Origin of the sequence: Ralstonia sp. PBBBR1 (genome assembly GCF_002256165.1) — a bacterium.
In the GTDB taxonomy this organism is placed as follows: Bacteria; Pseudomonadota; Gammaproteobacteria; order Burkholderiales; family Burkholderiaceae; genus Ralstonia; species Ralstonia thomasii.
This window is the reverse complement of the sequence record NZ_NKIL01000010.1, coordinates 154,193-168,051: the sequence shown is the minus strand read 5'-3', so window position 1 is coordinate 168,051 and position 13,859 is coordinate 154,193. Positions and strand designations below refer to the sequence as shown.

Sequence of the window (13,859 nt, the reverse complement as noted above, 5' to 3'; positions counted from 1 at the left end):
ACCTGCTCAACCACTGCCAACTTAAAAGCCAGCGTGTAGTCCCTCTGCGTTCGCTTCTTCTGCCCTTCCATCTTGACCCTCACTCCCTGGCGGGGAAAAAGTGTCAACCTTATTCAGGACGGGTCACGGGCAACAAAAAAGCGCACCGAAGTGCGCTTTTTCTTTTAAGCGAGGGAGGCGTCAGACCGAGAACGACGAGCCGCAACCACACGTGGTCGAAGCATTCGGGTTCTTGATGACGAATTGCGCGCCGTTGATGTCTTCCTTGTAGTCGATCTCGGCGCCCACCAGGTACTGGTAGCTCATCGAGTCGATCAAGAGTGACACGCCATTCTTGGTCATGGTCGTATCGTCTTCGTTGGTCTCTTCGTCAAAGGTGAAGCCGTACTGGAAGCCCGAGCACCCGCCGCCTTGCACGAACACGCGCAGCTTCAACTCCGGGTTGCCTTCCTCTTCAATCAGTTGCTTGACCTTGTCCGCAGCGCTGTCGGTAAAGACCAGCGGAGCCGGAACCTCGTTCACATCGGGCGTGGCTGCCTGCGCGACTGCGTTCATGAAAATCTCCTGTGGGAACGTCTGAAACTTGCCTGTATTTTAAGCGCAAGCTGCAAATCGTGCCGAAGCCCCGCGTTTCAAGTGGGCATTGTGCGGTGCGCCAGCAACGGCCGGCGCGGGATGTGATCAATCCTGGTTGGACGCCAGCTTGAGATTGGGCAGCAACTTCACATCGCCAGGCGTCGCGTGCGTCAACGTGCCCATAACAACGGCACCTTGGTGCATTTCCAGCGCTGCATATTGGACGTTGCCTTCGATGCGCGCCTTCGGCTGCAACTCCAACAGTTCTGCCACGTGCACGGGGCCAACGACCGTGCCGTTCAGGATCAGGTGCCCAACATGCACTTCGCCCTCAACGCGTGCGCTGTCGGTAATCACCAGCATGCTTGGCTTGTCCGGATCGCCGTAAATGTTGCCCTTGATCTCGCCGTCGATCCGCAGACCGCCCGAAAAGCGCAGATCCCCCTCCAGCTTGGTACGGGCCCCCAGTAGCGTTTCAATCGCCAGCCCTTTCTTTTTGCCAAACAGCATCGTCGACTCCTCTGTGTACAGATCCTCGACAGGACAATGCCCGTCAGATGGAAAAACTCTGGCTCGCTTTGATCTTGCCGTTCTGCAGCACTTTCACCATCACCGACTGCACCGTGGTGCCAGGGGGCACGTCCACCCAGCCCTCGAGGCGCTGGTAGTGCGTGAGCTTGACGCGGGCGCTGGTGGCGGGTGATCCGCTGGCCGCAGCGCCCGGGAAATCGATCGTAGCAGGTTTGCCAGCCTGCACCACGTTGAGCGTGAGCGCCAATTGCCCCTCGAATTCGGAGACGGGTGCGAACGCCTTGCCCCCGCCCTGCATCAACAGAACGCGGAACCGCATGCGCGTCGGTTGCGCCTCGTCCGGCGCGATGCGGAAGCTGCGCACGTAAATGCCCGCGGAATTGGTGGGCGCGGGCAACAGGCTGTCAAAGAAAGCCAGATCTTCCTTCAACTGCGCGTTTTCGGTTTCCAGCGCCTTGAGTTGCTCGGCCATTTGCGCCTGAGCGCCTTCAGCGATACCCAGACGGGCATCCACGGTGCCGGCGGATGCAGAAAGCTTATCGCGTTCGGCCTGCACGGCGGCCAGCCTGGCGGTCAGCTCGCGGTTCATTGCACGCAAATCGGCGTCGTGCGGACCGGTCAGACGGCGCCCTTCCTCGAAGGCCCACAGCGCCGCTGCGGCCGCAAGCCCAAGTACCACTGCAACCAGCAACACCGTCACCGGCCAAGGCAGACGCGAACGTACTGTGACGTTCGGAGCGAGCACGGAAGCGCGGCGCAACAAGCGACGCGCCTTCATGCGCCCGCCTCCCGACCCGCGTTACGAATCAGAATCGGATTAGGAGAAATAGCGGATTGCATCATACGGGGCGAACGCTAACGAGATGTGAATTGTAGTCCTGCGGACATGTCGGAGCTGTTGCAAAGGGTAAGCAAGGCGCCGAAAACATCACACTGTTTGGTTCGAACGCTCCAAAACAAAAAACCACACCCGAGGGTGTGGTTTTTTGCTGAAGCAGCAGGAAGCGGATTAACGCTTCGAGAACTGCTTGGCGCGGCGGGCCTTGCGCAGACCAACCTTCTTACGTTCGACTTCACGTGCATCGCGCGTCACCAGACCGGCCTTCGACAGGGCGGGCTTGAGCGTTGCATCGTAATCGATCAGGGCGCGAGTGATGCCGTGACGCACAGCACCGGCTTGGCCGGTTTCACCGCCGCCGACCACGTTCACCTTGATGTCGAACGTAGCTGCGTGGTTGGTCAGTTCCAGCGGCTGACGCACGATCATCAGCGAGGTTTCACGAGCGAAGTACTCGTTGATGGCCTTGCCGTTGACGATGATGTCGCCCTTGCCGGACTTGATGAAGACACGTGCCACAGCGCTCTTGCGGCGGCCGGTGCCATAGTTCCAGTTTCCGATCATGGATTAGGCCCTTTAGATTTCCAGCGCTTTCGGCTGCTGAGCTTCGTGCGGATGCGAGCCTTCGGCGTAAACCTTCAGCTTCTTGATCATCCCGTAGCCCAGCGGACCCTTCGGCAGCATGCCCTTCACAGCCTTCTCCAGGGCGCGGCCCGGGAAACGCTGCTGCATCTTGCCAAACGTCGTTTCATAGATACCGCCCGGGTAACCCGAGTGGCGATAGTACTTCTTGTCGGTCGTCTTGGCGCCCGTCACACGCAGCTTGGCTGCGTTGATGACGATGATGAAATCGCCGGTATCGACGTGCGGAGTGAATTCGGGCTTGTGCTTGCCGCGCAGTCGGTGTGCCACTTCGCTGGCGACACGCCCGAGGACCTTGTCCGTCGCGTCAATCACGTACCAATCGCGCTTCACCTCATGGGGCTTTGCGGAAAAGGTCTTCATGATTTTTCCAAATATTGAGTCAGTGCCCGAGTGGACCCGTATCGCGCTGAGAACTTGCGTTCAGACTGCTCACGAACGGATCGTCTTGCGGACGCCTGCGCAACCCCATGCGAGGTCATCGCCGGCCCGCCTTCCCGCTTGTTGGTGCGGGCTCTCTGGATTTCTTTTCCGCGGGCAATCCGGAAAAGATTTCGATTGTACCCCGCGCAGACCTCTTGACACAAGAAAAAGGGGCGCTCGAGTCGAGTGGACGAAAAAAAACCCAAGCCATCAAGCTTGGGTTTGAATCCACCAAAGGAGGAGGGTGGAGGAGACACCTGCTGATCGTTGACTTGGTGGGTTGCACCGCATCAGCCGATCCAATGGTGCGAATTATACCCATTTCTGGGGCATGCGCAAGGCAATTTGCACTACGAAATCTAATTTCGTAATGTGAAAAGCAAACGAGATCAGGGAAAACAGGTAAATTCCTATATGCATCAATACCTTGCGTTCATTTCCTGCGAAGCGGATTGCTGTTCACTAGAGATATTCCTCCAATTTCGGCGCGATTTCGGTGCAGAAGTCGCGGGTTGCACCTTTTCGCACGGGCATCACTGTCAAGCCGCGTTCACCCTAGGGGGCCAACGCAGGCGAGGGCCGATGGCTACAATGTGGCTTTTCGTCGGCGCTGGCCGACCCTCTGCACAAGGATTGGACATGGATTGCACTGTGAGCTGGACCGGCCCGGATGGCATGGCCTTTTTGGCGGAAACCGGCAGCGGCCACCTCGTCACGATGGATGGGGCCCCGGACGGCGGTGGCCGCAACCTCGCACCGCGCCCGATGGAAATGGTCTTACTGGGCACCGGTGGCTGCACCGCCTATGACGTGGTGCTGATCCTGAAGCGGGGTCGCCAGGACGTGCAAGGCTGCAGCGTCAAGCTGCACGCCGACCGCGCCGAGACCGATCCGAAGGTCTTCACGCGCATCCACTTCACCTTCACGGTGACGGGACGCAACCTGAAGCGGGAAACGGTAGAGCGTGCCGTGCAGCTGTCGCACGAGAAATACTGCTCGGCATCGATCATGCTGGCCAAGACGGCCGAGATCACGCACTCGTTGGAACTGGTGGACCTGGCCACCCAGCCGACGGCATCGGAATAAATAAGAAGCGAAGCGGACCGATAAGCCGGATTCTGTGCGCCGCGTGGCCGAAACCAGCGGCGTGACAACCATTCCTCTAGACCGGCTGTTGCCAGCCGGCTCAAGCTCCCTACCCGCAGACTCAGCGAGCCGCTTCATCGCCTGCTTACTTGGGATTGCTCCGGGTGGAGGTTACCGCGTTTCACCCTTCGCCCTGACCGAAGCCGGGGCGAAGACTCGTCTCTGTGGCCCTATTCCGCACGTCACCGTGGATGGTCGTTAGCCATCACCCTGCTCTATGGAGTCCGGACTTTCCTCCCCTTCCGCTCGCACGAGGCGGCGAAAGCAGCGGTTGTCTGGTCCGCTTCGCGAGGCGCGAGTCTAGCACTGTTCAGGTACGAAGCGCCGCCGGCCGAGCCGAAAGACCGTCGCATCCAGATAGAAGCCGGCGTCTTCATTGGCATTGCACCAACCGGGTATCCCCATGACGGGCAACGGGCGGAAATGGCGGGGCGCGAGATCGGCGTGCAGCAGCGTCTCGGCCAGTGCAGCGTCGAGCGAGGGGCGCTCCGCCGGCAACGCAGCCACGCGCACCGGCCACGCATGGGCCGTGATCGACTTGTAAGGCGCGACCAGCTTTTCCAATACCGCATGGCCGAACGGCAGAACCGCGCACGTGGCGCCCCACGTTGCCCTGCCCTCGACGAACAAGCCGCGCCAGTCGAACCCGGTCAGATAGCGCTCCGGCGCGTCTTGGGTGTGCAGGAAGATCAGTGCGTTTTCGTCGAACAACGTGGCGGCATCGCGGACGGTGCCGCGTGCCGTGCCAATCCCGTCCTGCGCAATCGCCCGCGCCTGACGCGCGTTGAGCGCCGCTTTGGCACGCGGCCAATGCAGCCAGATCAGGGCGTTGAAAAAGTCGTGGAGATTGTCCCGCGTCGGCACCTGGCCGGTTGCGGCGATGTGTGCTTCGTAGGCGGCGCCGGCCGGCAGCGCATCTTGCGGGATGAAGCGCACGGCTTGGCCGCTGCACGTGCGGATCGCCTGCGCAGCCGGCTGTGCATTCAGTGCGTCTCGAAGATCGGCGCCGCGCGCGATAGCGTCTGCGAGCGGCGCGCCGACTGCAGCGAGCGGTGCGAACGCCGGATGGCCCCAGTCGATCGCACCGAGATCAGCGGCCACCAACTCAGACAGACTTCCAGCGCAGCATCTCGCCGCCACGCAACGGCACCAGCGTCTGCTCGCCAAACGGGACTTCGGCGGGAAGCTGCCATTGCGAGCGCGTGAGCGTGAGCGTGCCGGCGTTGCGCGGCAGGCCGTAGAAGTCCGGCCCGTGGAGGCTCGCGAAACCTTCGAGCTTGTCGAGCGCGTTGGCGTCTTCAAAGGCCTCGGCGTACAGCTCCATCGCGTGCAGCGCGGTGTAGCAGCCGGCGCAGCCGCAAGCGTGTTCCTTCACACCCTTGGCGTGCGGTGCGCTGTCGGTGCCAAGGAAGAAGCGCGGGTGGCCCGAGGTGGCCGCTGCCACCAGCGCCAGGCGGTGCGTTTCACGCTTGAGCACCGGCAGGCAGTAGTAATGCGGGCGGATGCCGCCGACGAACAGCGCATTGCGGTTGTACAGCAGATGATGCGCGGTGATGGTTGCGCCAACCGGGCCTTCCGCATCACGCACGTATTCGGCGGCATGCTTGGTGGTGATGTGCTCGAACACGACCTTGAGCGCGGGGAAATCGCGGCGCAGCGGCAGCATCACGGTGTCGATGAAGACCGCCTCGCGATCGAAGATGTCGACGGTCGGGTCCGTCACCTCGCCGTGCACGAGCAGCGGCATGCCGACTTCCTGCATCGCTTCGAGCGTCTTGGCGCAGCGGCGCAGGTCGGTCACGCCGGCATCGCTGTTGGTGGTGGCGCCGGCCGGATACAGCTTCACGCCATGGATGAAACCGCTGGCGCGGGCCTCCCGGATGACCTCAGGCGAAGTGTTGTCGGTCAGGTACAGCGTCATCAGCGGCTCGAACTGCGTGCCTGCGGGCAACGCGGCGAGGATGCGCTCGCGGTAGGCGCGTGCCTGGGCGGTGGTGGTCACCGGCGGCTTGAGGTTAGGCATGATGATCGCCCGGCCGAACTGGCGCGCGGTGTCGCCCACCACATCGGCGAGCGCATCGCCGTCGCGCAGGTGCAGGTGCCAGTCATCGGGGCGGACGATCGTAAGAGTGTCGGTCATGGTGCGTGCGGAAGCGGTCAGCAAAAACGTGAATCAGAGAATGAGGATGACGCGGTAATCGTTGACGTTGGTGCGCGTCGGGCCGGTGACGATCAAGTCATCGGCGGCAGCAAAGAAACCGTAGGCGTCGTGTGCATCGAGCGCGGCGCGGGCGGCAACGCCCTTGGCGGCGGCGCGCGCGATGGAGCCGGGATCAAGCAGCGCACCCGCATTGTCCTCCGATCCATCGATGCCGTCTGTATCGGCGGCCAGTGCGTAGATATCACCGATGTCTTCGAGCGTGACACCGAGCGAGAGCAGGAACTCCGCGCAGCGCCCGCCGCGGCCGCCGGTCAGGCCCGGCGGAATCGTCACCGTGCATTCGCCACCGGAGATGAGTGCCACCGGCGCCACAAACGGCGTGCAGTGCTGGCGCACCTGCCTCGCCAGCGCGCTGTACACCTGGGCGACCTCACGCGCCTCGCCGGTCACCGTGTCGCCGAGGATGGCGGTGTGGATGCCGCGCGTCGCAAATACCTGGGCACCGGCCTGGAGGCTTTGTTGCGCAGTGGCGATGACGTGGTTGGTCACGCGTGCAAAACAGGCGTCGCCGGGTTTGGGCGTTTCGGCAATCTCGCCGCGTGCGCCACGTTCGAGGTGCGCGCGCACGGTATCGGGTATATGCGCGCCCCAACGCTTGATGATGGCCAGCGCATCGGCGTAGGTGCTCGCATCCGGCACGGTCGGGCCGCTGGCAATGGCGCTCGGGTCATCGCCTGCCACGTCCGAGACGATCAGTGTCGTGACCGGCGCGCGGGATGCGGCCGCAAGCCGCCCGCCTTGGATGCGCGACAGGTGCTTGCGGACGATGTTCATGTCGGTGATCGGCGCGCCGCAGCGCAGCAACTCCCGCGTCACGGCCTTCAGATCGGCCATCGGGATGCCTTCGGCAGGCAGGGACAGCAGGCTGGAGCCGCCACCCGAAACCAGCACGATCAGGCGGTCGCGCTCGGTGAGCGCGCAAACCCGATCCAGGATTTCCTGCGCCGCCTGTTCGCCCGCCTCGTCCGGCACCGGATGTCCGGCTTCGATAACGCGGATGTGCTCGGTCGGCAGGCCATGCGCATAGCGCGTGACGACCAGGCCTTCGATCTGTGCGCGGCCGGCATAGGCCTGTTCGACCGCCAGCGCCATCGACGCAGCCGCCTTGCCGGCGCCGACCACGAGCGTCTTGCCCACGGCATGCGGCGGGGGGAGGAAGTCAGCGACGATCTTCAGTGGGTCCGCCGCGCCCACGGCGGCGGCGTAGCTCTCCAGCAGGAGGGCACGGGCGGCGGTGCGATCGAGCTTCATGGGAATGACGTCCGGTGTGGGCAATCTGGGGGCGATGGCGTGCGGCATGTGCGCAACGCCCGGCAGCGGGGCGCGGCGCCGTGAAGACGAAGGCGCTTGGCACCCCCGGCAGCCGGCAGGATAATGGTTATTTTATTGCATCCGACTTTTCCCCTACCATGTGCCAGCTGCTGGGCATGAACTGCGCCGAACCGACCGATGTGACGTTCTCGTTCACCGGGTTCGCCGCGCGCGGTGGCGTCACCGACCACCATGCCGACGGCTTTGGCGTCGCCTTCTTCGAAGACAAGGCCTGCCGCCTGTTCATCGACAATCAGTCGGCCGGCACCTCGCCGGTGGCGGAACTGGTCAAGCGCTACCCGATCAAGTCCAAGAACGTCATCTCGCACATCCGCAAGGCGACGCAGGGCACGGTGCGGCTGGAAAACTGCCATCCGTTCATGCGGGAGCTGTGGGGCCGGCATTGGATCTTTGCGCACAACGGCGACCTGAAGAACTTCTCGCCGTTTCTCTCGGGCGTCTACCAGCCCGTGGGCGATACCGACAGCGAACTCGCCTTCTGTTTCATCATGCAGGCGCTGCGCAAGCGCTTTCCGGGGTCGCAGCCACCGCTTAACGAGCTGTTCTACGCGCTGTCCGACATCACCAAGGAAATCACCCGCTACGGTGTGTTCAATTTCTTGCTCTGCAACGGGCAGGCGCAGTTCGCGCATTGCTCAACGCGGCTGTATTACATCGTGCGGCAGTGGCCGTTCTCGACGGCGCATTTGATCGACGCCGACATGACGATCGACTTCGCCAAATACACCACGCCCGCCGATCGCGTGGCTGTCATCGCTACCGCACCGCTCACCGACAACGAAGTCTGGACGCAATTCGCGCCGGGCGAGCTGCTGATGTTTGAATCGGGCCAGGCGACGATGGCGACCAAGGTGCCCATTCCGGAAGCCGTGCAGATCGCCAACGCGGCCAATACGGCTTGCACCTGACATGATCATCGCCCAACAAAAAGCCGCTCCTGATAGAGCGGCTTTTTGTTGCCTCCAACCCGGCGCTTAAATCGGTTCACAATCCGTAGCGAGCGGCCTGAGGTTGGTCCGAGAAGCCCAGCCGTACATGGGTACGGCGAGCATCGCAGGGGCAAGATCGGGTCGCGCAGTAGGATCGTGAAGCGATTTTCAGTGCGACAGGATCTTCGACAGGAATTGCTTGGCGCGATCGGAACGCGCGTCGATGTTGCCGAAGAACTCTTCCTTCTCGCAGTCTTCAACGATGCGGCCCTGGTCCATGAAGATCACGCGATTGGCGACCTTGCGAGCGAAGCCCATTTCGTGGGTCACGCACATCATGGTCATGCCTTCCTTGGCCAGCTCCACCATCACGTCGAGCACTTCATTGACCATTTCCGGGTCCAGCGCGGAGGTCGGCTCGTCGAACAGCATGCAGATCGGGTCCATCGACAGCGCACGGGCGATTGCCACCCGCTGCTGCTGACCGCCCGACAGCTGGCCCGGGTACTTGGCAGCGTGCGCCTTCAGACCCACGCGATCCAGATACTTCAGGCCCTTGGCCATGGCTTCTTCTTTCGAGCGGCCCAGCACCTTCTGCTGTGCAATCGTCAGGTTCTCGGTAATCGAGAGGTGCGGAAACAGCTCGAAGTTCTGGAACACCATGCCCACGCGCGAACGCAGCTTCGGCAGGTTGGTGCCCTTGGCGCCGACCGAAGTGCCGTCGACGAAGATTTCGCCCTTCTGGAACGGCTCCAGCGCGTTGACGGTCTTGATGAGCGTGGACTTGCCCGAACCCGACGGGCCGCACACCACCACCACCTCGCTCTTCTTCACGCTGGTGGTGCAGTCGGTCAGCACCTGGAAGCTGCCGTACCACTTGGAAACGTTCTTGATCTCGATCATTGGGTCACCTTCTTCTGAAGTCGCTTCACCAGCACGGAGGCGCCGAAGCAGATCACGAAATAGCACAAGCCGGCAAACAGCAGCAGCTCGACGATACGGCCGTCGCGCTCACCGATGTTGTATGCCTGCGTAAAGAAGTCCGACAGCGCGCTCACATACACCAGCGACGTATCCTGGAACAGGACGATGGCCTGGGTGAGCAGCAACGGAATCATGTTGCGGAATGCCTGCGGCAGGATCACCAGGCGCATGGCCTGGCCGTACGTCATACCCATCGCGTAGGCGGCGAACATCTGCCCGCGCGAGACGCTCTGGATACCGGCGCGGATGATCTCCGAGTAATACGCCGCTTCAAACAGCGCGAAGGCGACCAGCGCGGACGTCATGCGCATGTCGGTGGCCGGCGACAGGTTGAAGATTTTCTGCAGTACCTGCGGCACGATCAGGAAGAACCACAGCAGCACCATCACCAGCGGGATGGACCGGAAGAGGTTCACGTACGCCTGCCCGAACACCTGCAGCGGCTTGATGCCCGACAGGCGCATCATCGCCAGCAGCGTGCCCCACACGATGCCGACCAGGATGGCCGTACCTGTGATCTCGAGCGAAAGGAGCATGCCCTCGCCGAGCACGCGCATGTTGTCGACGTTGATGGACGAGAAATCGAATTGATAAGCCATGAAGAGTCCTCGCCCGATTACTTGCCACCGATAAAGCCAGGCAGCCGGGAACGTGCTTCCACCCAGCGCATGAGGCCCATAACGGTCAGGTTGATCAGCATGTACATCAGCGTCACGGCGATGAACGATTCGTACGGCTGTGCGGTGTAGTCGACCAACTGGCGGCCTTGTGCGGCAAGCTCAAGCAAGCCGATCGTCGAGGCCACGGCAGAGTTCTTGAAGATATTCAGAAACTCCGACGTAAGCGGCGGCACGATGATGCGGAACGACATCGGCAACATCACGTAGCGATACGTCTGTGCAAGCGTGAAGCCCATCGCCAAGCCTGCGTTGCGCTGGCCGCGCGGCAGCGAATTGATTCCCGAGCGCACCTGTTCGCACACACGCGCCGCGGTAAAGGTACCGAGGCACAGCATCGCGGACAGGAACATCGCCGTGGCGGGGTTCATCTGTTTAATGTAGTCGCCGCCCGGCACGAGTTCTGGCATGACGAAGTACCAGATGAAGAGCTGCACGATCAGCGGAATGTTGCGGAACACTTCCACGTACGCTGCGGCAAGGCCCGACAGCCACTTGTTCGGCACCGTACGCAGCACGCCCAGCACGGAGCCGATGACGAGCGCGATGATCCAGGAAGACAGGCCGAGCACGACGGTGGTCTTCAACCCCGCCAGCAGCCAGTCCAGATAGGTCTGATTCTGGGCGGCTTCCGTAAAGAAGACGCCCCAGTTCCAGTGGTAATTCATGATGGTTCCCTCAAAAAGAAACGGAAGGGAGAAGACCTGTTATCCGGCCTTTGCCTTCCGTTTCGGTGACGCTTGTATCAGGCCCGTTGAGGGAGCCGATCAGTCAAGAGCCTTGTCGTTCGGGTTCTTGATCAGCGCCTTCATGTCGTCCGACAGCGGGAACTCCATATTCACGCCCTTGGGCGGAACCGGCTGCTCGAACCACTTCTTGTATTCGGCGTTGATCGTGCCGTCCTTCATCATGCCGGCGATCGTCTTGTCGGCCAGGGCCTTGAACGGCTTGTCGTCCTTGCGAACCATACAGCCGTAGGCTTCGCGCGATTGCGGCTTGGCCACGACCACCCACTCAGCCGGGTTCTTGGCCTTGGCGCGCTCGCCGTACAGCAGGGCGTCGTCCATCATGAACGCAACAGCGCGGCCCGATTCCAGCGTCAGGAACGACTGGCCGTGGTCCTTCGTGCTGATGATGTTCATGCCCATCTGCTTCTCATCGTTCATCTTGCGCAGCAGGCGTTCCGAAGTCGTACCGGCGGTGGTCACGACGTTCTTGCCCTTCAGGTCTGCCCAATCTTTGACGCCCGAATCCTTCTTCACCATGATGCGCGTGCCGATGATGAAGATGGTGTTCGTGAACGATGCCTGCTTCTGACGCTCGAGGTTGTTCGTGGTCGAACCGCACTCCAGATCGATGGTGCCGTTCTGCAGCAGCGTGATGCGGTTCTGCGAAGTGACCGGGATCTCGTTGACCTTCAGGTCCTTCAGGCCGAGCTGCTTCTTCACGTCCTCGGCAATCTTGGTGGCGACGTCGTACGAATAGCCGATCGTGCGGACACCGCCGACGTTGTAGCTGAACGGAATCGACGAATCGCGCACGCCCAGCGTGATGGTGCCGGTGTCTTTGATCTTCTTGAGCGTACCAGTCAGCTCTTCTGCGTGGGCAGCGCTGCCGAACGCACCAACGGCGACACCAACGGCAGCAACCACGGTTGCCAGCTTGGCGAGGTTCATGAAAGTCTCCTTTTGACCATGAAAGAGAAAGACGGGACTGTACCAAAAAACGTTTGGCGACAGTATTGGTGTTGCCACTAAATCGTTGAATCCAACGGAGTTTTTCCTCCGGCGCGGACCCTGCCGCAACCACGTTTTCCGAGCAACCGGATACCTTACGTTGTGCTTTTCCGAAAAACCGGACAAGACGCGCAGCGCCATGCACGGCAACGCTCTGCAACATCGGCACGCAGGCCCGGTTGCTTGAGCGGATGGCCGCCAGTTGCTAAGGAAAAACAAGGGGAAATAAAGCCCGCCCGATGTGCGCTCTCTGTCGCTTAACGAACCCGACTTGAGATGGGAAGGACGACGTTGATGCCATCGCCCTTCTCATGGTGCGGTGCTCCGGAACGTTATGGTTCGCCCCATGAGCACCGGCTTTCTTCAACCGTCGCGCATGGCCGCCTGATCGGCAGCAACGCGATAGACCGGTGCAGCACCCTGTTGGAGCACCGCGCCGGTATTGACCAGCGCGTTGCCGATCAGGGGTACAGACCGCGCTCTTGGCGGGCCTGCAGAATCCGCGTACAGGCGATGATGAACGCCGCCGTACGCAGAGTAACCTTGTTGTCCTGCGCCACTTGCCAGACGCCACGGAAGGCGTCTTGCATGATCCGTACCAGACGCTGGTTGATCTCGTCTTCGGTCCAGAAGAAGCTCGAGAAATCCTGCACCCATTCGAAATAGCTGACCGTTACGCCGCCAGCGTTGGCGATCACGTCCGGGCAGACCAGGATGCCCCGGTCGCGCAGGATGTCGTCCGCCTCGGGCGTCGTCGGGCCGTTTGCACCTTCCACGACAATCTTTGCCTTGATATGAGGCGCGTTCTTGGCAGTGATCTGGCCTTCCAGCGCGGCCGGGATCAGGAATTCGCAGTCCAGCGCCCAGAAGTCGTCTTGCGAGACGGCCTCTGCAGCAAAGCCGGCCACGCTGCCATTGTGGTCAACGTGCTTGATGAGCGCGTCGACATCCAGGCCGTTGCCGTTGAACACAATGCCCTTGTGGTCTTGCACGGCAATGACCTTGGCACCAGCGTCGTGGAACAGCTTGGCTGCCACGCTGCCCACGTTGCCGAAACCCTGCACCACCACGCGCGCGCCCTTGACGTCGATCCCGAGGTTGCGTGCGGCTTCGCTGCCGACCACGAACACGCCGCGGCCAGTGGCTTCGCGACGGCCCAGGCTGCCGCCCAGTGCGATCGGCTTGCCGGTCACCACGCCAGTGGCGGTGGAGCCTTCGTTCATGGAGTACGTGTCCATCATCCACGCCATGATCTGCGCGTTGGTGTTCACGTCCGGGGCCGGAATGTCCTTGTTCGGGCCGATGATGATGCCGATCTCGCTCGTGTAGCGGCGTGTCAGGCGTTCAAGTTCACCGGAAGACAGCTTGCGCGGGTCGACGCGGATACCGCCCTTGGCACCGCCGTACGGCACGTTCACGGCGGCGTTCTTCACCGACATCCATGCCGACAGCGCCATCACTTCCGACAGCGTCACGTCCTGGTGGAAACGCACGCCGCCCTTGCCCGGGCCGCGCGACGTGTTGTGCTGCACGCGGTAGCCCTCGAAGTGGGCGATGCGGCCGTCGTCCATCTGGATCGGCACGTCGACGATCAGCGCGCGCTTGGGGCGCTTGAGCGTTTCAACCCAACGTGCAAGCGAGCCGAGATAGGGGGTGACCCGATCGACCTGCTGCAGATAGATGCCCCACGGGCCGAGATTGTCGGCCGGCAGATAGGACGGGATGGCGTGCTGGAGTGTCGACGGAGATGCGACATTGGACATGGCTGTCTTCCTTTTTTGGGCCTCGGTAAGGCCCTTCAAGTCCCACAAAATGCCCGCCAGC

The 13,859-nt window shown here is 61.9% G+C and carries 15 protein-coding genes and 1 other RNA gene; 2 read left to right on the top strand and 14 right to left on the bottom strand.

The genetic code is table 11. The features are described from left to right. Positions 1 to 180 precede the first annotated feature (180 nt). From erpA to rplM, 5 genes are all read right to left on the bottom strand, one after another. A complete protein-coding gene (gene erpA, locus CFE42_RS18985; protein WP_004633183.1) occupies positions 181 to 555 on the bottom strand; it encodes an iron-sulfur cluster insertion protein ErpA in 375 nt (124 codons plus the stop codon). A 126-nt stretch (positions 556 to 681) separates the two neighbouring features. Beyond that, on the bottom strand, positions 682 to 1,086 hold the full coding sequence (locus CFE42_RS18980; protein WP_004633186.1) for a polymer-forming cytoskeletal protein: 405 nt from the start codon (positions 1,084 to 1,086) through the stop codon (positions 682 to 684). Positions 1,087 to 1,129: 43 nt separating this feature from the next. Beyond that, on the bottom strand, positions 1,130 to 1,885 hold the full coding sequence (locus CFE42_RS18975) for a DUF6776 family protein (RefSeq protein ID WP_004633188.1): 756 nt from the start codon (positions 1,883 to 1,885) through the stop codon (positions 1,130 to 1,132). A 231-nt stretch (positions 1,886 to 2,116) separates the two neighbouring features. Then, positions 2,117 to 2,509: a 30S ribosomal protein S9 gene (gene rpsI / locus CFE42_RS18970; protein WP_004633190.1), complete on the bottom strand. Its 393-nt coding sequence runs from the start codon at positions 2,507 to 2,509 to the stop codon at positions 2,117 to 2,119. A gap of 12 nt (positions 2,510 to 2,521) precedes the next feature. Further along, positions 2,522 to 2,950, bottom strand: a complete 429-nt coding sequence (gene rplM, locus CFE42_RS18965) for a 50S ribosomal protein L13 (protein ID WP_004633193.1) — start codon at positions 2,948 to 2,950, stop codon at positions 2,522 to 2,524. 699 nt (positions 2,951 to 3,649) lie between these two features. On the opposite strand from rplM, the gene CFE42_RS18960 reads away from it, so the two are divergent. Beyond that, positions 3,650 to 4,096: an OsmC family protein gene (locus CFE42_RS18960; RefSeq protein WP_004633197.1), complete on the top strand. Its 447-nt coding sequence runs from the start codon at positions 3,650 to 3,652 to the stop codon at positions 4,094 to 4,096. A gap of 5 nt (positions 4,097 to 4,101) precedes the next feature. Here CFE42_RS18960 and rnpB read toward each other — a convergent pair. The 4 genes from rnpB to CFE42_RS18940 all read right to left on the bottom strand — a co-directional run bounded on the left by rnpB (position 4,102) and on the right by CFE42_RS18940 (position 7,628). After that, positions 4,102 to 4,443: RNase P RNA component class A (gene rnpB, locus CFE42_RS18955), an RNA gene on the bottom strand. Between the two features lie 13 nt (positions 4,444 to 4,456). Further along, a complete protein-coding gene (locus CFE42_RS18950; RefSeq protein WP_004633199.1) occupies positions 4,457 to 5,257 on the bottom strand; it encodes a DUF3025 domain-containing protein in 801 nt (266 codons plus the stop codon). Positions 5,258 to 5,261: 4 nt separating this feature from the next. After that, positions 5,262 to 6,296 carry a dihydroorotase gene (gene pyrC / locus CFE42_RS18945; protein ID WP_004633200.1) on the bottom strand — a complete coding sequence of 345 codons (1,035 nt, stop codon included), beginning with the start codon at positions 6,294 to 6,296 and terminating at the stop codon, positions 5,262 to 5,264. Between the two features lie 33 nt (positions 6,297 to 6,329). Further along, positions 6,330 to 7,628 carry a glycerate kinase gene (locus CFE42_RS18940; protein WP_004633203.1) on the bottom strand — a complete coding sequence of 433 codons (1,299 nt, stop codon included), beginning with the start codon at positions 7,626 to 7,628 and terminating at the stop codon, positions 6,330 to 6,332. A gap of 158 nt (positions 7,629 to 7,786) precedes the next feature. Here CFE42_RS18940 and CFE42_RS18935 point away from each other — a divergent pair, with 158 nt between their 5' ends. Then, positions 7,787 to 8,617, top strand: a complete 831-nt coding sequence (locus tag CFE42_RS18935) for a class II glutamine amidotransferase (RefSeq protein ID WP_004633204.1) — start codon at positions 7,787 to 7,789, stop codon at positions 8,615 to 8,617. Positions 8,618 to 8,806: 189 nt separating this feature from the next. On the opposite strand, the gene CFE42_RS18930 is transcribed toward CFE42_RS18935, so the two are convergent. The 5 genes from CFE42_RS18930 to CFE42_RS18910 form a co-directional block, all read right to left on the bottom strand. Further along, positions 8,807 to 9,541 carry an amino acid ABC transporter ATP-binding protein gene (locus CFE42_RS18930; RefSeq protein ID WP_004633206.1) on the bottom strand — a complete coding sequence of 245 codons (735 nt, stop codon included), beginning with the start codon at positions 9,539 to 9,541 and terminating at the stop codon, positions 8,807 to 8,809. Further along, positions 9,538 to 10,221, bottom strand: a complete 684-nt coding sequence (gene gltK, locus CFE42_RS18925) for a glutamate/aspartate ABC transporter permease GltK (RefSeq protein WP_004633208.1) — start codon at positions 10,219 to 10,221, stop codon at positions 9,538 to 9,540. The genes CFE42_RS18930 and gltK overlap by 4 nt, the downstream gene beginning before the upstream one ends. Before the next feature lie 17 nt (positions 10,222 to 10,238). Continuing rightward, positions 10,239 to 10,967 (bottom strand): amino acid ABC transporter permease, encoded by a 729-nt coding sequence (locus tag CFE42_RS18920; protein ID WP_004633209.1) that lies wholly within the window; start codon positions 10,965 to 10,967, stop codon positions 10,239 to 10,241. 99 nt (positions 10,968 to 11,066) lie between these two features. Further along, complete coding sequence (locus tag CFE42_RS18915) at positions 11,067 to 11,975, bottom strand: glutamate/aspartate ABC transporter substrate-binding protein (protein WP_004633211.1); 909 nt, start codon at positions 11,973 to 11,975, stop codon at positions 11,067 to 11,069. A gap of 521 nt (positions 11,976 to 12,496) precedes the next feature. Continuing rightward, positions 12,497 to 13,798 carry a Glu/Leu/Phe/Val dehydrogenase gene (locus CFE42_RS18910; RefSeq protein ID WP_004633212.1) on the bottom strand — a complete coding sequence of 434 codons (1,302 nt, stop codon included), beginning with the start codon at positions 13,796 to 13,798 and terminating at the stop codon, positions 12,497 to 12,499. Between the last annotated feature and the right edge of the window lie 61 nt (positions 13,799 to 13,859).